The organism is Gordonia hongkongensis, from assembly GCF_023078355.1.
GTDB classification, from domain to species: domain Bacteria; phylum Actinomycetota; class Actinomycetes; order Mycobacteriales; family Mycobacteriaceae; genus Gordonia; species Gordonia hongkongensis.
Map to the genome: position 1 here is coordinate 4,934,115 of NZ_CP095552.1, position 21,119 is coordinate 4,955,233.

Below are 21,119 nucleotides of genomic sequence, written 5' to 3' on the forward strand. Positions count from 1 at the left end.
CCTTGCTCATCGGAGCCTTTAGCGCGGATCGATACGGAACACGGCGCATCGGCCCGCCGCGGCAGCAAAGGCTTCCGGGGTCACGTCGTCGACGACTCCCGCGTCCTTCATCATCTTCGGGCCGTCGGTGCCCGCCAGCTCCGGCCAGGCGCGTAGCACCGGAACGGCCTGATCGGCCGAGAGTTCGACGAGGCGGACATCGCTCATCTCCCCTCCCACCGACAGCTGGGCACGTCCCTCGGCCGCACGGACGTTGCGTGCCCAGTCCGCCCCGGGAAATCCCTCGAGCAGGTAGCGCTCGCCCGTACGGTGATCGAGCACCTGCCTCAACCATCGCCACGATGCGATCAGCGAGTCGTGGGACCTCGAAGCGTCAGATCAGACCCGGTCGCGATAGCTGTACGCATGTCCACCCAGCGACGCCGTCACGACCGCCACCGGAACACGGGAGGCCTGGAGGTTCCGGCGCTCTTCGGGGGTCAGGTGCTGACGAGACCACGTCCATCGCGGGCCGCGCCACCACGCATTCGTCCGTGCCTTCTCCATGTCACCGGTACCTTTCGCGCCGCTCGCTGTGAGCCCTGTCACGCGACCGTACCCGGATGATCTGCGTTCCAAACCTTCCGGCGCAGGTCAGCGTGTCGCGACCGGCATCGGCCCCACCGACCGGTCGCCGCGGAGCTTCTTCCGGATGAGTTCGGCGCTGATCAGGCACATCGGCAGGCCGATGCCGGGACGCGTGCTCGACCCGGCGTAGAAGAGGCCGTCGACCTTGCGTGACCGGTTCGTCGAGCGCAGAAACGCGCTCTGCCGCAGCGTGTGCGCCGGGCCGAGGGCTCCGCCGCACCACGAGTTGACCGAGTCGACGAAGTCCGCGGGGCCGATGGTGCGGCGGACGACGACACGATCGGCGAGGTCGGGAACACCTGCCCACTGTCCGATCATCGCAATGGCCCGGTCGGTCACCTTCTCGATGTCGGGGTCGCCGCCGCCGTCCACGCCGCCGCGGCCGAGACCCGGGTCGGGCGGGACGGGCACCAGGATGAAGAGGTTCTCCGAGTCCGACGGCGCGACCGACGGGTCGGTGGCCGACGGCTTGCACACATAGAGCGACGCCGGGTCCGGTACGCGCGTGGGACTCTCGAAGATGGCGTCGAAGTTGGTCTTCCAGTCCTCGGTGAAGAACAGGGAGTGATGCGCCAACTCGGGAATCTCACCGCGTACGCCGAGGAGTGCGAGCACCGCCCCCGGGCCGGAGGTGGCGCGGTCCCAGTACCGTTCGGGGAAGGTCTGGAGTTCCCGGGGCAGCAACCGAGTCTCGAGATGGTGCAGATCGGTGGCACCGATCACGATGTCCGCGACCAGTTCTCGCGGTGTGCCGTCGGCTCCTTCGACGCGGACGCCGGCCACCTCGGCGCGACGACGCGACGGCGTGGACCGCTTCCCAGCGCGTTCCCGCGTGAGGATGGCGGTCGCGGCCGTGCCGGTGGAGATGCGTACGCCCCGTTCCCGCGCAACCCGCTCCAGCGCGTCGACCAGGGTGGTGAAGCCGCCGTTGGGGTACCGCACACCGTCGGCGAGGTCGAGCCAGCTCATCAGGTGATACATCGCAGGGGTGCGCTCGGGCGAGGAACCGAGGAACACCGCCGGATACCCGAGGACCTGGCGGAGCCGGCGGTCGGTGAAGCGGGCCGCGATGTAGGACTGCAGCGAGGTCGTCAGCAGCGTGACAAGCGTTTTCGCGTGCCGCAACACCGGCAGGCCGAGGAAGGCACGTGGCGAGTCGAAGCTGGTGTACAGGAACCGTTCCACGGCAAGGTCATACGCTTGCCTGCCGGTGCGCAGATAGTCGTCGAGTGCGGCTCCCGCGCCGGGCTCGATCTCGTCGAAGAGCGCACGGTTCCGGTCCTGGTCACCGAACACGTCGATCGGCTTCTCGTCGGACCCGTTGTCGTCGAAGAACACTCGGTAACCGGGGTCGAGGCGGACGAGATCGAGCTGCTCGGCGGTCGACGTCCCGAGCATCTCGAAGAAATGGTCGAACACCTCCGGCATCAACCACCACGACGGACCGGTGTCGAAGCGGAACCCGTCGCGATCCCAGGTACCGGCCCGACCACCGAGGTCGTCGTTCTTCTCCACGAGTTCGACGTCGTGCCCGTCGTGGGCGAGGAGGGCGGCGGTGGCCAGGCCGGCGACTCCGCCACCGATGACGACGACGCGTCGGGACTCGCTCATACGTTGCTCTTCCTTCTGTTCAGACCGGCGGCGTCGGCACGTGCGGGTCGCGGCATACCGCGGCGGGCGACGGCGGCCGCCGCGATCTTCGCCTTCCCGGCGTTCGGGACGCGGACGCGGGTACGGCGGGCCTCGGTGGCCGACGACTCGCGAAGGCGGGCCGTCAGCTCGGCGAACAGGTCGTGCGCGGTGCACACCGCGACGCGGCTGCTCGCCGGCAGGTGCGGGATGGCGGCCGCAGCGGCGGTCAGGTCGAGGTCGATGTCGTCCAGCCAGAGCGACCAGGCGGAGTCCGCCGGATCGTCGGGATCGAGGCCGACCAGGTAGCGCCGCCCCAGCCCGTCGCTGTCCTCGCCGAAGTCGCGGAGGAAGTTGATCTTCTGGAAGGCCGCGCCCAGCCGTTGGGCGCCGGGTGCGAGGTGGTCGTACTGGGCGGCGGATTTCGGCTCGTCGGCGAGGAACGCCCGCAGGCACATCAGACCGACCACCTCGGCCGAGCCGTAGATGTAGGTGGCCAGCGACTCGAAGTCGTGCTGGACCTGGGTCAGATCGCTGCGCATCGAGTCGAAGAACGGGCCGACCAGATCAAGATCGATGCCGACCCGGCGGGCGGTCTGCGCGAAGGCGTGGACGACGAGGTTGCTGCTCGACCCGGTGACGAGCGCGACGCTGGTCTGCTCCTCGAGCTGGTCGAGTTCATTGCTGCGGTCAACGAGCCCCTGCTCCGGGCGCGGGGCGTCGACGATCTCGTCGGCCACCCGCACGAGCGCGTAGATGTTCTGGACGTCGCGCCGAATCCGCGGCGTGAGCAGACGCGAAGCGAGTCCGAACGAACTCGAGTACGACCTGATCACCATCGCCGCACAGGCTTCCGCGACCTCGTCGTATCGCCGGTGCGGTGGGATCACCTGAGTGTGACCGGGAATGTGCATCATCCGACCGCTCCTCGACCTGGTGACTGAACGCCAATTGCCTGACGTCATGAATTCGACGCCCGGGACATCACCGGATGGGTGTCGTAGACCGAACCGGGGTCGTCGGTCGGCAGCTGCCGCACCTGCTCGACGAACCACGGACTGACCGCCCACGGGGTGTTCGCGACGAGCGACCACACGTCGGCGACGTCGGCCCAGGCGTGCTCGGCGACCTCATCGGGATCCGGTCGAAGTGTTCCCAGCGGACGTGCGACGAACACCGGGCAGATCTCGTTCTCCACGATGCCGCTCGCGTCGACCGCCCGGTACCGGAAGTCCGGCAGGATGCAGCGGACATCGGCCACCTCGATACCGAGCTCGCGCCGGGCATACCGGTGCACGGCGTCGACGACGTCCTCGCCGGGGCGCGGATGACCGCAGAACGAGTTGGTCCACACCCCGGGCCAGCTGCGCTTGGACAACGCCCGGCGTGTCATGAGGATGCGGCCGTCGACGACGAGATGGCACGAAAAGGCGAAGTGCAGCGGGGTGTCCGGTCCGTGCACCCCCTCGCGGTCGGCGGTGCCGCACGGGCGGCCGTCGGCGTCGGCGAGAACCACCGAGTCGTTCGTCATCGACATTTCCTCATCGCATCGAGATCGGGCGAGCTGCTCTTCGCACCATTGTTCGTCACCGGAGCGCGAACCGGATGGGAGCCGCCCGCGACGAGAACTCATCCGAGCCGTCGGGTCTGCCTCCGCACCGCGATCCCCAACTGGACCGTCCCGATCAACGCCAGTGCCGCGCCGATTGCCGCGATGAATAGAGCCAGGCCGGACGCGACGGCTGAGCTCAGTCCCGAGCACCACCACGAACCCGCACTCACAGTGGCGACGACCGCCAGTATCACCCGCGACGGCCGCTCCCACACGGTGACCGTCCCTGGCCCCTTCATGCCCACCGCCTGGGCCGTGGCGCGGGTGATCTCGAGGATGAGGGTGAGCACCGCGATCGTCGCGCCGAGCCATGGCGGTGCACCCACGACCACCACGATGCCGACGAGCATCACGTCCGAGAACCGGTCCGCCACCGAGTCGTTGATACGCCCCCACCGCGAGGCCGTTCCGGTCTGGGCCGCGATGGCACCATCGATCCCGTCGAGGAGCGCCGCCAGGACGATGACGAGTGCGGCGAGCAGCGGCCACCAGTCGCCGAGAATGGTCAGGCACAGCGCGATCGCGGTGGCGATGACTCCGAGAGCTGTCACGGTGTTCGGCGTGAGGCCCAGTCGGGCCAACGGTCGCGCGCAGGCGTGGCTGACGAGCACCCAGTTCCGGACCCAGAAACTCGCGCGCGGATCGAGCCCTCCGTGGAGCTTCGACCACGAGTCGAGTGCCTCGTCCCGGGCGCTCGTCGTCCGCTCCGCACCCGACGCCGCCGTGAGGCTCCGGCCCGCTCGCTCAGGCTCCGCGGACACGTCCCCTCCTCTGCTTCTCGATCGCCTGCCCGAACGCCCATCCGATGATGACGATGACGTGCGCGACGTACAGCCACAAACCGACCGCGACCACCCCGCCGATCACCCGGAGACCCCCGTACGGGATCCCGACATCGATCGGCAGGGACAGGAACAGCAGGAAGCCCTGGGTGAATCCGGCGATGAACGACGCGGTGCCGAGAGCGCTGGCCGCCGCCACCCCGAGTGATGGCTCACCGGGCGTCACCTTCCAGTACACCCAGGTCAGGGCCACCGTGACCAGCATCCACACGACGATGAACTCGACCACGATCCGGACCACGAGGTCGCCGAAACCACCCGTTCCGCCTCCCTCGGGCGCAAACGTCGTGAGTGTGCCCGCGACGCCGACGACCACATACGCCAGTGGCGGCACGACGACCACCAATCCCAGCACCCAGATCCGAGACCGCCATCCCGTGAACCGGTCCTCGCGCGGATACAACGTCATACACGCGCGGCGAAGACCCTCGCCGTAGAACGACGCCGGGAACAGCAACACCAGTGCGCCCATCAGCGTCAGTCCGGTACCGACCGCGACGGCCTCGTCGAACACGCCACGGCCGCCCATGGCCGGTGGGATGAGGACGCGCAGCTCCGCCAGGGACTCCTCGGCGGACGGGCCGCGGAGCCAGGTCGTCGACCAGATCCCCAGCAGCGCCCACGGCACGACGGCGATCGCCGCGAAGTAGGTGAGGGTGGCAGCAGCCGCGGCGAGGTCGCCGCGGCCCAGTACATGGCGCACATCGGTCACCAACGCACGCACGTCGAACGTCGTCGTCTGCTCGCGGATCGTGGTGTCGCGAGTCACCGTCGGGGCCGATCGGCGCGGTGTCACCCCTCCGGGATACCCGAAACACCCCACTCGCGCCGCAGCAGTGTCCGATCTGAGTCCTCGGTGACTCCAGCGTGATCACACTGTCGCCTCCACCGCTGTCCTGCACCCGTCCGGCTGCCGGGGGAACCCGGGTGACGACACCGGTCACCGACGAGCGCCCCGCACATGCTCGGAATGCGTGTCAGATCGACGCGAACAGCGCGATCGCCATCCCCAGCATGATGACCGCGACCACCGCGTCGAGCATCTTCCACGCCCGCGGACTCGCGAAGAATCCGGACAGTCTCCGAGCTCCGCCGCCGAGCGCGGTGAACCAGAGGACACTCGCGATGCAGGCACCGAAGGCGAACGCCCACTTGCCGTTTCCGTGGCCGTTGGCGATGGCACCCATGGTGATGACCGTGTCGAGGTAGACGTGCGGGTTGAGCCAGGTCAGAGCCAGGGCCGTACCCACCGCCACCCAGCGGCCGGTGGACTCGGCCCCGATCTCGTCAGCGGCTGCGATGGCCTCGTCACTGCGCACACAGCGTCTGGCGGCCATGACGCCCAACGCCCCGACATACAGTCCGCCGGCCGCTTTCGCGAACGTCACCACCTCCGGGTGCGCGGCGACGAGCGCGCCGAGGCCGGCCACCCCTGCCACGATGAGTACGACGTCGGAGAGGGCGCAGACCGCCACGATCTGACCGGTGTGCCTGCGGGCGACGCCCTGACGCAGCACGAAAACGTTCTGGGGTCCGATGGCGATGATCAGACCGGCGCCGGTGAGAAGCCCGGCAAGTGTCGGTACGAGGTAGGCGGTCACCGGGACGACGCTAGGGCGACACGCCCCGGTCAGTACAGCGAAACTTTTTCACGAATAAACAGTTGAACTTCAGATTGTGGACGCATCGTCGCCCAGTCCGATGCCGCGTAGAACCGCGCACAAGGCCTCGATGTAGTCGGTGACGTCCACGTCGCCGACCAGGCCCTGCTGAACGACCACCCCCTGCATCGCCGAGACCATCACCTGCGCGAGCACCGCAGGCTCCGCGGGCAATTCGTGGCCCGCGGCCCGCCAGGCCGTCAGCACGCGTTCGAAGACGCCCCGCAGCCCACGGATGATGTCGCGCACGGTCTCGCGCAGCTCCGGGTTGTTGGCGGCCTCACCCCATACCGTCAGGACCATCCGGAAGCCGTCGGTCATCGGCGCGATCTCCAGCAGGACCCGTTCGGCCAGCGCGCGTACAACCGCCTCAGGCGACGGGGGTTGCTCTACCGGGTCGTCGAAGCTGCTGATCCCCGACTCGTAGGCGGCGAAGATCGACCGCGCAACGGCGGCGATCAGTTCTTCTTTCGACGAGTAGTACGAGTAGACGGCACCCGCACTGAGCCCGGATTCCCGGATCACGTCAGACATCGACGCACGGTGGAACCCCTTGTCGACGAAGCATCGGCGAGCGGCGGCGAGGATCTGCCGGCTTCTTTCGAGCTTGCGTTCGTCGCTGATCTTGGGCATGCCGACAGTCTAAAACGAATATTCGTTCTTGATTCCTCGCGGCCCTCCGCGCATACTCAGAAAAACGAAGATTCGTTCTTTTTAGGAGTGGTCATGAGCACTGAACTGCACTCGACAGATTCGCGCGATCGGGCGCCCGTTGCGACCGCGGAGGCCGACGGTGCGCCCCCGACCGGGCGGGCACCCAGTTGGCGCCTCGTGGCGGTGATGGCGCTGCTGATCCCGACGTTCGTGATCGCGATCGCCGCGACGTTCGTGTCACTGGCCGTCGATCCCGAGCCGCATCAAGCCCCACTGGGTCTCGTCGCACCGCCGCCCGCGGCACAGGCGATCGAGACGGCGCTCGCCGACCGGGCCGGTGAAGACGCCTTCGCCGTCGAACGATTCGCCGACACCGAGGACGCGCGTGCCGCCATCGAACGGCGCGACCTGGTCGGCGCGATCGCGGTCGGGCCCGGCGGGGTCACGGTGCTGACCGCGGAGGCGGGTTCGCCGGTGCTGGCGCAGGTCGTCGCCGGGGTCGGGAACGGCATCGCCACCGCCCAGCGTGTACCGGTCGCCGTCGAATCCGTGGTCCCCACTCCCGAGACTGATACACGCGGAACGGGTTTCGCCGCCGGACTGTTGCCGTTGCTGATCGCCGGCATGGCACTCGGCGGAGCCGCCGCGATCGGGCTGCGCGGCCCAGTCGCCATGCAGGCGACACTGGCGGTCCTGGGGCCGCTCGTGGCCGGGTTCGGTTTCGCGGCGACGTGGTCATGGTTGGGCGTCATCGACGGCGGTATCGGCCCCGTCGGACTCGCCGCAGCCCTGATGATCGGAGCGATCACCTGGTTCACGGTTGGTGCGGGCAGCCTGCTCGGACCCGCCGGGGTCGGGGTGTCCGCGCTGGTGATGGTGCTGATCTCCAACCCGCTGTCGGGGCTGGCATCGTCGCCGTACCTGTTGCCCGCGCCGTGGGGAACGATCGGCCAGTGGTTGCCGCCCGGCGCCGGCGGCACGCTGCTCCGTTCGGTCGCGTATTTCCCGGCGGCGAGCATCACCGGACAGGTCGCCGTTCTCCTCGGGTGGATTGCCGTCGGCGCCGCGCTCCTCGCACTCGGCATGGTGCGCGGACGGCGGGCCGACTCCGCGGGCGACACCGTCCCCGCCTGATCCGGCCGGCGGTGGTGTGTCTCGACTGTCCGGCGGGACACACCACTAACCTCGGCTCGTGGACATCAGTCAGGAAGGCCTGCGCACGCTGGCCGCGGTCCTGCGCGAGGGCACCTTCGACGCCGCGGCCACCGCCCTGCACATCACCCCGTCGGCGGTGAGCCAGCGGATCAAGGCGCTGGAGTCCGCTGCCGGGCGGGTACTCCTCCGGCGGACCAAGCCGGCGACGGCCACACCCGATGGCGAGGTGCTGGTGCGGTTGGCCAAGCAGTGGGAACTACTGCTCGCCGAGACCCGCGCCGAGTTCGTGGGCGCGCCCGACGACGACGATCTGCCGCTGGTCGAACGTCCCCGTGTCCATCTCCCGGTCGCGACGAATGCCGACTCGCTCGCGACCTGGTTACTGCCCGTGCTCGCGCGATTCCACCGGGAGCACGCAGTGGCGGTCGAGGTCTTCCGAGACGACGAAACCCGCAGCAGCACCCTGCTCCGCACCGGCGACGTGCTCGCCGCGGTGACCTCGGAACCACTGGCGATCCGCGGGTGCGCACTGCAGTCGCTCGGCACGATGCGCTATCTGCCGGTCGCCACACCGGAATTCATCGACACATGGCTACCCGACGGGCCCGATGCCGATGCACTGGCCCGGGCCCCGATGGTGCAGTTCGACCGCAACGATCACATCCAGCGGAACATCTCGGCCGCCCTCGCCGGCCGGCCCGTCGACCCGCCCGCGGTCTACATCCCGGCGTCGACCGAATACCACCGCGCCGTCGCGCTCGGCATCGGCTGGGGCGCCGTCCCGGTCGTCCAGATCGCGGACGCCCTCGACACCGGTCGCGTCCGCCTCATCGCCGACCACCACATCGACGTCCCGCTGTACTGGCAGCACTGGAAGCTGAGTTCGCCTCTGCTGCAGACACTCACGACGAGCGTCGTCGACGGCGCCGCGCGGGTTCTCCAGCACTGATCGCGCTCGACTCGTCGCCGTCCACGACGGGCAGACCCAGCTATGGACGAATCGGACGTTGTCACACGCCTGAGGTCGACGGTGTTCCCGCGACCGCCGGGCTGTCGTCGACCGTGCGCCGGCCCCGAACGACAGCGACGCCCAGCACGCCCACAGCGACCACGAGGCAGGCGATCACGTAGGGGAGACTCCCGATCGGTGTGTTGTCGGCGGTGATTCCGTCCTCGGCGTCAAGGTAGGCGGGCAACGCGGCGCACCACAGTACGAGGTGCACCCCGAGGAACAGGACCGGGAACACGACGAGGAAGGGCCGAGCGCTGCGAGCGTCGTCGACGCCCAGCGTCGGGTCGCTGCGCATGCGTCGCCATTGCACGTACAGAAGTGTCAGTCCGATCCCCCACACCAGGGCCATCTCCACCCAGTACACGACGGTCTGCGCGTCGTGATTCGCGTGCTCGTCACGGCCGAACAGCGCCGTCGGAATGGACAGGAGTGGCATGCTGACAACGGCCACAACACCGGACACGACGACGCGCCATGACAACGACCATCCGCGCGGGGCGCGTCCTCGGGAGGTGGGGATCTGGACCAAGCGCACCGCGACGTAGACGAGCACGGCGAACGAGACGGTCGCGAAAAGCCAGACGCTCCCCCACGGCACCGCGGCCAGTGTGGGCTCCGCGGCGGGATTGCCGAGCTCGTCGGGGGCGACGCCCTGGGCTCGGAGCTGGGCGAGGGTGTCGCGATAGTACGGCGCGTCGACGTTCCACGCCCACCACTTGAGCTGCGGGCCGAGCTGGTCGAAGATCTCGTAGAAGGTCTGGAACACCAGGGCCAGAACGAGCGAGCCGCGCAGCGCCGAGCGCTTCGACCCGTCGAAGAAGCCCCACGCCCGCACGAGCTCGTAGGCGACCTGGCTCACGGCCGGATAGAACGCAACAATGTACAACGACAGCCGGTCGTACATGAACATGACCGTGAACACGTTGTGGGAGAACATGAATCCCATCGCTTCTTCGGCGTGGAACCAGTTCGGGAAGTACAGCGGCGGCTCGATCACGAACAGGTAGACCAACGATCCGATCCACACCGTCAGGTTGGTGGGGTCGCCGTCGCGACGCAGTCGGCGGATCGCGTGGATCAGCGCGAGGACGGCACCGAGGATGATCGTGACCTCGAGGACCGGTTGCGTCCAGTGCTCGAGGTCGGCCGGATTCCGGATCGTGACAATCGGATTCGCGCCCTCGCACTCGAACCCCAGGTAGCCGGTGATGATCGACGGGACGTCACCCGGCGTGCAGACCGCCATCGTCTTCGCCTCCTGCAATGGCTGCGCCGAGCCGCCGAGCCCACTCCGCTACGTCACGTCGTGCCCTGTGAATGATGTGTCACCGTAGTATGTGCTCCAGGTCACGTCAACGGACCGCAGCGGAGTCGACCAACTTCGGATTCGACTCGTCGACAAGGGGGTTCTCGATCTCGTCGCGCCACATGCCGGCCGCGAAGTAGAACGCCCACGCGATCGGCACCGGGAGCAACCCGGCCAGCACGAACGTGGCGGTCAGGCCGATCGCCGACGAGACCGGGGCGGCGATCGCCATCGACACCGGCATCAGCGCGACCGATACGAAGAAGTCGAGACTGGCGATGCGACCCAACAGTGCCGGCGGCACCCGACGCTGTAAGAGCGTTCCCCACAGCACCATCGGGCCGTCGAAGAGGATGCCCATGATCACACCGGCGGCGACGAACATCCACGTCGAATCGGCGAGACCCATCAGCACCAGCGGCAGGCTGGAGAACGCCCACAGCGAGAACATGACGGTGAGGTACCGGCGCGGCATCGGGATCGAGGCGAATACCAGTGACGCCGCGGCCGCGCCGAGTCCGAATCCAGCGAGCACCCAGGCGTGCTGGGTCGCGTCGCCGTCGATGCGCTCACGTAATGCGAACGGGACGAGCACCTCTATGGGGCCGAGCGTCGCCAATACCAAAACGCAGGCGAAGAGCAGCGTCCCCCACAGCCACGGGGTCCGGGCCATGTAGACGAACCCCTCGGCCAGGTCGCCGACGATCCGGCGGGCACCCGCACCCTCGACGACCTCCGGCGCGTCCTCGCCCGTCTCGCCGAACCGACGCGCGGTGACCGGGGCCATCCCGAGATAACAGACCCCCGACAGGATGGCCGCGATCGCCGCCATCAGCACCGCGGGTCCCGGCGCCCAGGCACCGATGACCGCGCCGGCGACCATCGGCCCGACCGCCTGGAAGACGACCGGGCGGAAGAAGCCCTCGATCCCGTTGGCCGCCTGCAGCTCCGACGGCGCGACGACACCGGGCAGCAACGCCGAGTAGGCGGGGTAGTACATCCCGGTGGTGATGCCGCCCAGAAGGGACGCCACCACCACGTGCCAGAGCTGCAGTACGCCCGCGATCGACGCCAGACCGATCGCACCGAACGCGATCATCTTCGCGACCTCGAGTCCGATCATGATGTGGCGCTGCGAAATACGGTCGGCGAGCACACCACCGGCCAACGTGGAGAACAGCATTCCCACCGCGGCCACGCCGGTGGCCAGCGACACCTGGCCCGGACCGCCGCCGAGCGCGATGATCTGCCAGATCACCGCGATCGTCCACACGCCGTCGGCGAACATGGCGAGGATCAGTCCGGACGCGAGCAGCCGGTACTGTCGACGCGCGAACGGCAGCAGCGCGCGGGGCAGTCGGGAGTCGGCGGCGGAAGTCACCCTTCGAGCTTGCCCGAACCCGTGGGCGTGGTGCCAACCCTTTTCGGACCGCCGTTGCCCGGCGGTGCGGGTCAGCTCGCCTTGCGCGAGGACTTCTTGGCGGGCGCCTTCTTGGCCGTGGACTTGCTCCCGGACTCGCCGGACCCCGAGGAGGTCTTCTTCGCCGTCGACTTGGAAGCGGTCTTCTTGGCCGGCGCCTTCTTCGCGGCCGTCTTCGCCGCAGCCTTCTTGGCCGGTGCCTTCTTGGCCGCGGTGTCCTTCGAGTCCGAATCCTTCGAATCGGATCCCCCGCGGTCCTTCACCGACGCGCGCAGCGCGGCGAGGAGATCGGCGACGTCGGAGTCCTCGGTGTCCTTGTCTTCGTCGTCGGATTCGGGGAACGCCTCGCCACCCTCGGACTTCGCCTCGATGAGCTTCGTCAGCTCGTTCTGATAGGTGTCCTCGAACTCGGAGGGGTCGTAGTCCGATGCCATCGACTCGATCAGCGAGGCCGCCATCTGCAGTTCCTGATCGCGGATCTCGGTGTCGTCGTCGAGGAAGCCGAAGTCGGGTTTGCGGACCTCGTCGGGCCACAGCAGCGTCTGCAGCGTCATCACCCCGTCGACGACGCGCAGCGCGGCCACGCGTGTCCGGTTGCGCAGAGTGAAGGAGGCGATCGCGAGCCGGTCCGTCTCCTCCAGCGCCTTGGCCAGCAGGACGTAGGCCTTCGGCGACTTCGACGACGGTTCGAGGTAGTAAGGCTTGTCGAAGTAGATCGGATCGACCTGCTCGGCGGGTACGAACTCCAGGATCGAGATCTCGGGACTCTTCTGCACCGGCAGCGTGGCGAGGTCTTCTTTGGTGAGGATCACGGTCTCGCCGGACTCGGATTCGTAGGCGTTGGCGATGTCGCCGTAGTCGACTTCGGTGTCGGTGCCCTCGCGCACGCGGCGATAGCGGATGCGGGTTCCGTCCGACGAGTCGACCTGATACGACTTCCGGTCGTGACTCTCGGTCGCGGAATAGACCTTGACCGGCACGTTGACCAGGCCAAAGCTGAGGTCGCCCTTCCAGATCGAGCGCATGGGGGCCATTCTGCCAGGGATCCGGGCCGGATGGCGGCAAGCTGCACGACGTTCTGACCGGCGTTGTGGACAATAGGAGCATGGCAGGCGGCGAGACACTGGAGGTCGACGGTCGGCGGATCTCGATCACCAATCTCTCGAAGGTGCTCTATCCGGCGACGGGGACGCGGAAGTTCGAGGTCATCGACTACTACTCGCGGATCGCCGATGTCCTCCTCCCCCACGTACGCAACCGCCTCATCACCCGTAAGCGGTGGCCCAACGGCGTCGAGTCGACCCCGTTCTTCGAGAAGAACGTTCCCGAGAGCGCACCTGACTGGATCCGACGCCACGGCATCCAGCACAGCGAGCGGGTCATCAACTATGCGATGGCCGACGATCGCGCCACGCTGGTCTGGCTCGCGCAGATGGCCGTGCTCGAGATCCACACGCCGCAGTGGCGGCTTCCCATGGGGCCCGACGGCGCGCCGATGGCCAACCGCATCGTCTTCGACCTCGATCCCGGGCCACGGGTGCCGCTGCACCGGACCGCGGAGGTGGCGTGCGAGATCCGCAACTGGCTCGGCGGGGCGACGACGTACCCGGTGACCAGCGGCGGCAAGGGCATCCACCTCTACGCGCGGCTCCCGAAGCCCGTGACGTCGGATGCGGCGCGCAAGGTGGCTCAGGAGGTCGCCAACGAGTTCGCCCGTCAGCACAGCGATTTCATCACCGCCAAGATGTCCAAATCGCTGCGCGACGACAAGGTCTTCATCGACTGGAGCCAGAACACCGCCGCCAAGACCACTCTCGCGCCGTACTCGATGCGCGGACGCGAGCAGCCGTGGGTGGCCGCGCCGCGCACCTGGGAGGAGATGGAGGACCCCGGACTCTCCCAACTGCTCTACACCGAGGTGCTGGACCGCGTCGAGGAGTTCGGCGATCTCCTCGACGGCCTGGACGACCCCTACGACGACGAGCCGGAGGTCGTCGTCGAGCCCGCGGCGGGACAGGTCATCAACCTGAAGGAGTACCGGCGCAAGCGCGACCAGTCGAAGACACCCGAACCCTTCGGCGATGAAGCGCATCGACAGCGCATCGAAGCCGAGAGCTCTGCTGCAGAACCTGATTCCTCGGACACGCAGACCGAGAGGGCACCGATCTTCGTGATCCAGGAGCACCACGCCCGACGGTTGCACTACGACTTCCGGCTGGAACACGACGGGGTCCTGGTGTCGTGGGCCGTACCGAAGAACCTGCCCACCGACCCCGACCAGAACCGGCTCGCGGTGCAGACCGAGGACCACCCGATGGATTACGCCGACTTCGAGGGCGACATCCCGGCGGGCGAATACGGCGGCGGTCACGTGTCCATCTGGGACAGGGGCACATTCGAGCTCGAGAAGTGGCGGGACAAGGAGGTCATCGTCCGCCTCCACGGCGAGCGCGTGCAGGGACGGTACGCCTTGATCCGGACCGGTGAGAAGAACTGGCTTGCCCACCTGATGAGCGACGAACCGCGTCCGATCGTCCCCGACAGCCTCACCGACCCGCGCCCGATGCTCGCGACCGACGAGTCGATCGACGGACTCAACGGTCGAGACTGGGCGTTCGAGGGCAAATGGGACGGATATCGGCTCCTCATCCGTTCGGTCGGCGGCGAGTTCCGGCTCACCTCCCGATCGGGTATCGACATGACCGCCGACTTCCCCGAACTCACCGGCCTCGCAGACGATCTCGGCCTCATGGACGTGGTGCTCGACGGCGAGGTCGTCGCGATCGACTCGTCGGGCCGCACCAATTTCACGCTGCTGACCTCACGTCGGCACACCGACGAGCCGTATTCGTTGCGGCTACACCTGTTCGACATCCTGTTCCTGAACGGTTCGTCGTTGTTGCGCAAGCCATGGTCGGTTCGGCGCGAACTCCTCGAGGAGCTGGCGCCCGCGTTCCGCAACTCCGCCTTCGTCGAAGTGCCGCCGCTGCTTCCGGGCCCGGGATCGGCCGCCGTCGAGTACAGCCGTGAACACAATCTCGAAGGCGTTGTCGCCAAGCGCCGCAACTCGGTGTATCAGCAGGGACGCCGGTCGACGACCTGGCTGAAACACAAGAACTGGAGCGACATCGAGGTCGTGGTCGGCGGATATCGGCCGGGCCGCGGCAACCGCGCGCACACCATCGGTTCCCTGCTCATCGGTTTGCCCGAGGAGACCGGACTCCGCTACGTCGGTCGCGTGGGAACCGGCTTCACCGACGCACAGTTGCGTTCGCTTGCAGAGGAACTCGGACCGTTGGAGATCTCGCGGTCGCCCTTCCTGGACAAACTCGACCGGCCCGTCGAGTCCAGCGCGGTGTGGGTCCTGCCGAAGATCGTCGGCGAGGTCCGGTTCATGGACTGGACGACGGCCGGGCATCTGCGGCATCCCAGCTGGCGGGGGATCCGGAGGGACAAACTGCCCGGTGATCTGTGACCCGGGGCGTGAACCGAGCAGAGGAGCGTGGACATGACGGGTGAGACGATCACCATCTCGGCGGCCGACGGAGAGACCGAAGCCTATGTGGCGCGGCCCGATTCATCCGGGACGTCACCGGGAGTCCTGTTCCTCACCGATGTGATCGGCCTACGACCTCGCATCGAGGCCATGGCCGACCGCATTGCGTCCTGGGGTTACGTCGTGCTGGTGCCGCACCTGTTCCACCGGTACGGGTCCGCGGCCGAGTGGGCGCCCACCGAGGATCTGCTGCTGCCCGAGGCGCGGACCGCATTCTTCCGATCCGCGATGCCGCGGGCACGGACCCTCACGCCCGAGGCGGTACGTCCCGATCTCGTCGCCTACCTCGACGCGCTGCAATCGCTCCCGGGCGTCACACCCGGACGTGTCGGTGTCACGGGCTACTGCATGGGCGGCCGGCTCGCGCTGAACATCGCCGCCGCCCGGCCCGACGACGTCGCCGCGGTCGGCATGTTCCACACCGGCGGCCTCGTCACCGACGACCACGACAGTCCCCACCTGTATCTCGTCGGCATCGACGCGTTCGTCCTCGCCATCCACGCCGACAAGGACTCATCACTGCCCGCGATGGCGGTCGCGCAGTTCGAGCACGCCCTGACCGGTGGGGGCGTGGCGCACTCGGCGACCGTCTATCCCGGTGCGCCGCACGGGTATACGATGTCCGATCTGGCGGCGTATCACCACGAGGCCTGCGAACATCACTTCGATGAGCTCAAGGCTCTCTTCCGGCGGACGTTGTCGAGGTGAGGTGGGTCCGCTCCGACTGACGCTCACGACGCGGGTGACGACTCCGGTGCGCCGATCGGCCGTCCCTGACGCAGCGGGAGTTCCTTCCAGGTGACCGTTCCCATGATCGCGAGCAGCGCGACGATCGACACCGCCAGGAACACCCGGTCCATCGAGTCGGCGAACCCCTCCTTGATGGGTTGGGCCAGTTCGGCCGGCAGCTTCTCGATGACCGAGGTGTCACTCATGACACTGTCCGACGATCCGGTTGCGGCGCCGGGATTCTGAGCGGCCGCGATGAGCGAGTGCCCGAATGCGCTGACCTGCGGGTCGCTGCTCTGCGAGGCCTCTACGACCGCGGCCCGGTACTCGGGTTGGGCTGCCGCCGCGACCATCTCGTCCTTGATGTTCGGCCCCATGAAGGAGAACAACAGCGAGAAGAAGACCGCGACACCGAGCGTTCCACCGATCTGACGGAAGAAGGTGGCGGTGCCGGTGGAGAGTCCCATGTCCTTGGGCGGCAGGATGTTCTGCATCGCCAGGGTGATCGGCTGCATCAGGTTGCCGAGCCCGAAGCCGAGGAGCGCGGCCATCAGCATGACCAGGTAGAGCGGTGTCTCGGTGCCCACCAGGTGCAGCAGGAAAGTGCCCGCGGTGATCAGCACGGCGCCGATGATCGTGAAGATCTTGTAGCGTCCGGTGCGCGAGATCAGCTGGCCCGACAGGATCGAACCGGCCATCAGACCGAGCACCATCGGCAACATCTGGAGGCCGGCGATCATGGGGCTCGATCCGCGGAGGACCTGGAAATACTGCGGCAGCATCGAGATCCCGCCGAACATGACGGCGCCGATGATGACCGAGATGATGATGCCCTGGCTGAACACCCGGTTGGTGAACACGCGCAACGGGATGAGGGCGTCGTCGCCCATGCGGTGCTCGATCCAGATGAACGCGGCGATGCCGGCGACGCCGATCCCGTAGCAGAGGAACGACAGTCCGGAGGTCCATCCCCACTGGCGCCCCTGTTCGGCGACGATGAGCAGCGGAGCCACGGCGACGGCGAGTGCCGTCGCCCCCCAGTAGTCGGTGCGCCCGCCGACGCCCTTCTGCTGGTCGTAGTTGAGCACCTTGTAGACCACGAACAGCGCGACGAGTCCGATCGGCACGTTGACCAGGAACACCCAACGCCAACCGGACACCCAGAGGATCGTCTCCTGGCCGGCGAACAGACCGCCGAGGACCGGGCCGAGGACGCTGGAGGTGCCGAACACGGCGAGGAAGTAGCCCTGGTATTTGGCGCGTTCCCGCGGCGGGACGATGTCGCCGATGGTCGTCAGTGCGAGCGTCATCAGACCGCCCGCGCCGAGCCCCTGGAAGGCGCGGAACGCGGCGAGTTGATACATCGACGACGCGATCGTGCACAGCAGCGAACCGACGATGAAGATCGAGATCGCCAGCAGGAAGAACGGTTTCCGGCCGTGGAGATCGGACAGCTTGCCGTACAAGGGGGTCACGATCGTCGCGGTGACGAGGTAGGCCGTGGTCACCCAGGCCTGCAGGTCATACCCTTGCAGATCGTCGGCGATGGTCCGGATCGCCGTCGACACGATGGTCTGGTCGAGAGCGGCGAGGAACATGCCCAGCATGAGTCCGGCCAGGATGGTCAGGATCTGGCGATGGGTCAGTCCGGCGCCGGCGACCTCCTCGTCGTGGTTCACCGTGTCGGCGGCCGAAGAGTCTGTCACTGTCGTCCTTTCGGGTCATTCGCATCTGTGTCCGGGCTGCGGTCCGGGCACGCCGGGTGCAGGGCTGCGTCGGCGGCATCGACGAACCGCCCGAGAAGTGTCACGAGGGTGTGGAGTTCGTCGTCGGTCCAGTCGGCCATGACATCGGCCATGGCGGCGCGACGCATCTCGCGCATGGCCACGACGCGATCCCGTCCGGCGGCGGTGATGACGAGCATGGTGGCGCGCCCGTCGTCCGGGTCCGCCTCGCGGCGGATCAGGCCGTGCTCCACGAGCTGAGCCACATGCCGACTCACCGTCGACGGGTCGGCATTCATCGTCTCGGCGAGGTCGCGCGATCGCATCGACCGTCGCGCGAGCGGGAAGAGTGCCTTGAACGCCGCGGCCTCGAACTCGCCCTCACGCGTACGGAACGTCGTGTGGACCGCCCGTTCGCGGATGCGGACGAAGCGCAGAAGGGTCTCGAAGAGGTCGTCGATCGCGTGTTGATCGAGCACTGTCCTCACCGCCTACCCGAAAGTTTTACTTGCTCTTTGCAATTAGTTGCAGAGCGCAACTAACACCGCTCGCCAGTGTGCGCGTGAACTCGGGAGAATGCAAACAGCGCCGAAGTCTTGCATCGACGGAGACAAAGACGGTCGCCGACCTGCCAGGTCGGGGGTTGGCAGGTCGGCGACTCATCATCGATGTCGCTCGCCGGCCGCTGTGCGTTACAGGGGAGCCGGCACCCGAGCGGGCTGAACCACACCGACGTCATGGGAGTGCGTTGCGCCTCGCGGCCCTGAGGCGATGCGTCGTCGGACCCTGGCTGCGGTTAGCCTCGTGGGAGTCAGGAACCGTGACAGGAGCTCTTCGTGTTCGTTGTCGCCCACATCAGCGACCTGCATTTCAACGGGACGCGGTTCAATCGGGCCCGTATCCAGTCGACGTTGAGCTATATCAACGCCCGCGCCGCCGGGATCGACGTCCTGCTGGTCACCGGTGACATCGCCGATGAAGGTGCCGCGAGCGAGTACCGCGAGGCGTACGGGGTGCTGGAGAGTCCGCTGCCGATGCTCATCACCGCCGGCAACCACGATGTCCGGGAACCGTTCAGCGCGGCCCTGATCGGCACCGAGACCTCTGGTCCGATCAATCACGCGCGGACGGTGCGCGGGCGCGACGGCTCCGACGTCCTCTTCCTGATGTGCGACAGCTCGATACCCGGACGCAACGACGGTCGTCTCGACGACGCGACCATCTCCTGGCTGTCAGACCGGCTCACCGCGACGTCCGTGGCGACACCGGTGTTCATCGCCTTTCACCATCCGCCGGTCGACCTGCTGATGCCGTTCATGGACTCGATCCGCCAGCGCGACGAGGGCCGCCTCGCCGCCCTGGTGGATCAGCACCCGAACATCGTCGCGTTCCTGTGTGGACACGCCCACACCCCGGCGGTGACCACGTTCGCCGACCGCCCGCTGTGCATCGCACCGGGTGTGTCGTCGACACTGAACCTGCCGTTCGAAGGCCGGGAGGTCGTCAACCGCGGTCAGCCGCCGGGGATCGCGTTCCATCTCTACGACGACGAGCGGTTCGTCACCCACTTCCGATCGGTGATGTTCTGACATGCAGGACGGTGCCGGCAATCGGCCGTCGCGCTTCGGCGCTCGGCAACGAGAGGCAGGCGAGCTACATCGTCGGCAACATCGCGCAACCGGTATCGCCACCGGCGGGGCGACGACGCGTCATCTGACGAACCCGCGCAGCAGGTCGGCCATCGCCTCCGGCTGGTCTTCCGGGATGAGAGTCCACGAATCGTCGACGACGACCTTGGATGCGTTCGGGAAGAGCTCGACGAGGCGGTCCGCATGCTCAAGGGGCATCATCCGGTCCTCCCTTGCCCAGACCACGAGCACCGGGCGATCGAACCGCCGCATCATGTCCGACAGTTCGAGCAGCCTGCGGCGGGAGGGCGCGCCCGTGGCGAACTTGACCAGATCCCTTCTGATCGAAGCGTTTTCGACAGCGGGTCGGAACCACTCGTCGAACAGCGAGTCCGGAATCCCCGACTTCGTCAGCGCGCCATACGCCCGTGTGCTGTGCCGGAAGAATCGAGTGCCCAGCATCCGGGTGAGAATCCACCCGCCGCCGGGCACTCGGCACAACAGCGCCGCGGGGCGCGCCGGCTCGGGAGGATAGTTGTCGAAAGCCGTGCACGATGCCAACACCAACCTCCCAACGCGCTTGTCCCGGCCTTGGGAGATCACGAACTGACCACCGCCCCAGTCGTTCAGGACGAGCGTCACGTCATCGAGGTCGAGGGCATCGAGAAAGTCGGCAAGGATCGATGCCACACCCGTCTCGGTGAGGTCCGCGTCGGCGTGCATCGGCTCCGTGTGCGCCCCCATCGGGAGCGTCGGTGTGATGCAACGGAATTCGGCAAGCAGCGGGATCACCTTGCGCCACTGCCGGCCGTCCATCAGCAACCCGTGGCCGAGTACCAGGATCGGCCCGGGACCGCCGGTGTCTTCGTAGGAGATGGAGCCGGCCGGCACGTCGACTGTGGGCACGTCGCCTCCTAGATAGATCGTTCTACTTAGAAGCAAGATAGGCTGGCATCGGCACGATGCGCAAGGGATGGAGACGTCATGGCAGATTCCGCTACTCGCGACCGGATCCTGGAGGCAGCCGCAGAGCTGTACCGGCGGCAGGGCATGCCGGCCACCGGCATCAAACAGATCTCGGCGGCGGCTGAAGCGCCCTACGGTTCGATCTACCATCACTTCCCCGGCGGCAAGGAAGCGATCAGCGTCGAGGTCATCCGACGCGAAGGGTTGCGCTACGGCGCGTTCGTCGGCGCCCAGCTGGAGACGACCGACCCCCTGACCGGCATCCCGACGCTGTTCGAGAACGCCGGAAAACTGTTGGAGTCGCAGGACTACAGCGAGGCCTGCTCCATCGAGACCATCGCACTGGAGGTGGCGAGTACCAACGAGCGTCTCAGGCTGGAATCCGCCGAGGTTTTCGAGAGCTGGTTGACCGGCCTCGCAACGTGGTTCGGACAACTCGAGATCACCGAGCCGGAGCGTCGACGGCTGGCGTTGATCACCCTGACCGCGCTGGAAGGTGCGTTCGTGTTGTGCCGCACCCTGCGCTCCATCGAACCGATCGTCGTCGCCGGGCACGGCGTGCAGGCGGCCGTGCAGGCGGCCGCCGGCTTGTAGCAAC

Annotated in this window: 21 protein-coding genes; 6 read left to right on the forward strand and 15 right to left on the reverse strand. The window is 67.5% G+C overall.

Annotation, left to right across the window (positions count from 1 at the left end; all coding sequences use genetic code 11):
• Positions 1–18 precede the first annotated feature (18 nt).
• The 9 genes from MVF96_RS22260 to MVF96_RS22300 all read right to left on the reverse strand — a co-directional run bounded on the left by MVF96_RS22260 (position 19) and on the right by MVF96_RS22300 (position 7,004).
• The gene (locus MVF96_RS22260) at positions 19–321 is read right to left on the reverse strand and encodes a hypothetical protein (protein ID WP_231742446.1); all 303 of its coding nucleotides are present in this window, start codon (positions 319–321) and stop codon (positions 19–21) included.
• Positions 322–378: 57 nt separating this feature from the next.
• On the reverse strand, positions 379–546 hold the full coding sequence (locus MVF96_RS22265; protein WP_156422435.1) for a hypothetical protein: 168 nt from the start codon (positions 544–546) through the stop codon (positions 379–381).
• A gap of 87 nt (positions 547–633) precedes the next feature.
• The gene (gene crtI, locus MVF96_RS22270; protein ID WP_058252289.1) at positions 634–2,238 is read right to left on the reverse strand and encodes a phytoene desaturase family protein; all 1,605 of its coding nucleotides are present in this window, start codon (positions 2,236–2,238) and stop codon (positions 634–636) included.
• Complete coding sequence (locus MVF96_RS22275) at positions 2,235–3,173, reverse strand: phytoene/squalene synthase family protein (RefSeq protein WP_058252290.1); 939 nt, start codon at positions 3,171–3,173, stop codon at positions 2,235–2,237. The genes crtI and MVF96_RS22275 overlap by 4 nt, the downstream gene beginning before the upstream one ends.
• Before the next feature lie 44 nt (positions 3,174–3,217).
• Positions 3,218–3,787, reverse strand: coding sequence for an isopentenyl-diphosphate Delta-isomerase (idi, locus tag MVF96_RS22280; RefSeq protein WP_058252326.1), 570 nt, complete (start codon positions 3,785–3,787; stop codon positions 3,218–3,220).
• A 98-nt stretch (positions 3,788–3,885) separates the two neighbouring features.
• Positions 3,886–4,629 (reverse strand): CDP-alcohol phosphatidyltransferase family protein, encoded by a 744-nt coding sequence (locus tag MVF96_RS22285; protein ID WP_058252291.1) that lies wholly within the window; start codon positions 4,627–4,629, stop codon positions 3,886–3,888.
• Positions 4,613–5,479 (reverse strand): YhjD/YihY/BrkB family envelope integrity protein, encoded by an 867-nt coding sequence (locus MVF96_RS22290; protein WP_058252292.1) that lies wholly within the window; start codon positions 5,477–5,479, stop codon positions 4,613–4,615. The genes MVF96_RS22285 and MVF96_RS22290 overlap by 17 nt, the downstream gene beginning before the upstream one ends.
• Before the next feature lie 208 nt (positions 5,480–5,687).
• A complete protein-coding gene (locus MVF96_RS22295; protein WP_058252293.1) occupies positions 5,688–6,311 on the reverse strand; it encodes a LysE/ArgO family amino acid transporter in 624 nt (207 codons plus the stop codon).
• A 69-nt stretch (positions 6,312–6,380) separates the two neighbouring features.
• Complete coding sequence (locus MVF96_RS22300) at positions 6,381–7,004, reverse strand: TetR/AcrR family transcriptional regulator (protein WP_058252294.1); 624 nt, start codon at positions 7,002–7,004, stop codon at positions 6,381–6,383.
• 93 nt (positions 7,005–7,097) lie between these two features.
• Between MVF96_RS22300 and MVF96_RS22305 the strand changes: the two genes are divergently transcribed.
• Together MVF96_RS22305 and MVF96_RS22310 are read left to right on the forward strand one after the other, a co-directional pair.
• A complete protein-coding gene (locus tag MVF96_RS22305) occupies positions 7,098–8,159 on the forward strand; it encodes an ABC transporter permease (RefSeq protein ID WP_058252327.1) in 1,062 nt (353 codons plus the stop codon).
• A gap of 58 nt (positions 8,160–8,217) precedes the next feature.
• Entirely contained in the window at positions 8,218–9,129 is a 912-nt protein-coding gene (locus tag MVF96_RS22310) for a LysR family transcriptional regulator ArgP (RefSeq protein ID WP_058252295.1), read from the forward strand.
• A 61-nt stretch (positions 9,130–9,190) separates the two neighbouring features.
• Here the strand turns inward: MVF96_RS22310 and MVF96_RS22315 are convergent, their stop codons facing one another.
• The 3 genes from MVF96_RS22315 to ku form a co-directional block, all read right to left on the reverse strand.
• Complete coding sequence (locus tag MVF96_RS22315; RefSeq protein ID WP_247450538.1) at positions 9,191–10,438, reverse strand: hypothetical protein; 1,248 nt, start codon at positions 10,436–10,438, stop codon at positions 9,191–9,193.
• A gap of 106 nt (positions 10,439–10,544) precedes the next feature.
• Positions 10,545–11,879, reverse strand: coding sequence for an MFS transporter (locus MVF96_RS22320; RefSeq protein WP_058252297.1), 1,335 nt, complete (start codon positions 11,877–11,879; stop codon positions 10,545–10,547).
• A 71-nt stretch (positions 11,880–11,950) separates the two neighbouring features.
• Positions 11,951–12,943: a non-homologous end joining protein Ku gene (gene ku, locus MVF96_RS22325; RefSeq protein WP_082652946.1), complete on the reverse strand. Its 993-nt coding sequence runs from the start codon at positions 12,941–12,943 to the stop codon at positions 11,951–11,953.
• An 80-nt stretch (positions 12,944–13,023) separates the two neighbouring features.
• Between ku and MVF96_RS22330 the strand changes: the two genes are divergently transcribed.
• Both MVF96_RS22330 and MVF96_RS22335 read left to right on the forward strand, forming a co-directional pair.
• Complete coding sequence (locus MVF96_RS22330; protein ID WP_058252299.1) at positions 13,024–15,393, forward strand: ATP-dependent DNA ligase; 2,370 nt, start codon at positions 13,024–13,026, stop codon at positions 15,391–15,393.
• A 33-nt stretch (positions 15,394–15,426) separates the two neighbouring features.
• On the forward strand, positions 15,427–16,182 hold the full coding sequence (locus tag MVF96_RS22335; protein WP_247450540.1) for a dienelactone hydrolase family protein: 756 nt from the start codon (positions 15,427–15,429) through the stop codon (positions 16,180–16,182).
• 23 nt (positions 16,183–16,205) lie between these two features.
• On the opposite strand, the gene MVF96_RS22340 is transcribed toward MVF96_RS22335, so the two are convergent.
• Complete coding sequence (locus MVF96_RS22340; protein WP_247450542.1) at positions 16,206–17,909, reverse strand: MDR family MFS transporter; 1,704 nt, start codon at positions 17,907–17,909, stop codon at positions 16,206–16,208.
• Entirely contained in the window at positions 17,906–18,406 is a 501-nt protein-coding gene (locus MVF96_RS22345; RefSeq protein ID WP_058252302.1) for a MarR family winged helix-turn-helix transcriptional regulator, read from the reverse strand. Before MVF96_RS22345 ends, MVF96_RS22340 begins: the two co-directional genes overlap by 4 nt.
• A 357-nt stretch (positions 18,407–18,763) precedes the next feature.
• Here MVF96_RS22345 and MVF96_RS22350 point away from each other — a divergent pair, with 357 nt between their 5' ends.
• Positions 18,764–19,516 carry a metallophosphoesterase gene (locus MVF96_RS22350; protein WP_165629405.1) on the forward strand — a complete coding sequence of 251 codons (753 nt, stop codon included), beginning with the start codon at positions 18,764–18,766 and terminating at the stop codon, positions 19,514–19,516.
• A gap of 120 nt (positions 19,517–19,636) precedes the next feature.
• Here MVF96_RS22350 and MVF96_RS22355 read toward each other — a convergent pair whose 3' ends face one another.
• Complete coding sequence (locus MVF96_RS22355; RefSeq protein ID WP_247450544.1) at positions 19,637–20,461, reverse strand: alpha/beta fold hydrolase; 825 nt, start codon at positions 20,459–20,461, stop codon at positions 19,637–19,639.
• Between the two features lie 78 nt (positions 20,462–20,539).
• On the opposite strand from MVF96_RS22355, the gene MVF96_RS22360 reads away from it, so the two are divergent.
• The gene (locus tag MVF96_RS22360) at positions 20,540–21,115 is read left to right on the forward strand and encodes a TetR/AcrR family transcriptional regulator (RefSeq protein WP_247450545.1); all 576 of its coding nucleotides are present in this window, start codon (positions 20,540–20,542) and stop codon (positions 21,113–21,115) included.
• Positions 21,116–21,119 lie beyond the last annotated feature (4 nt).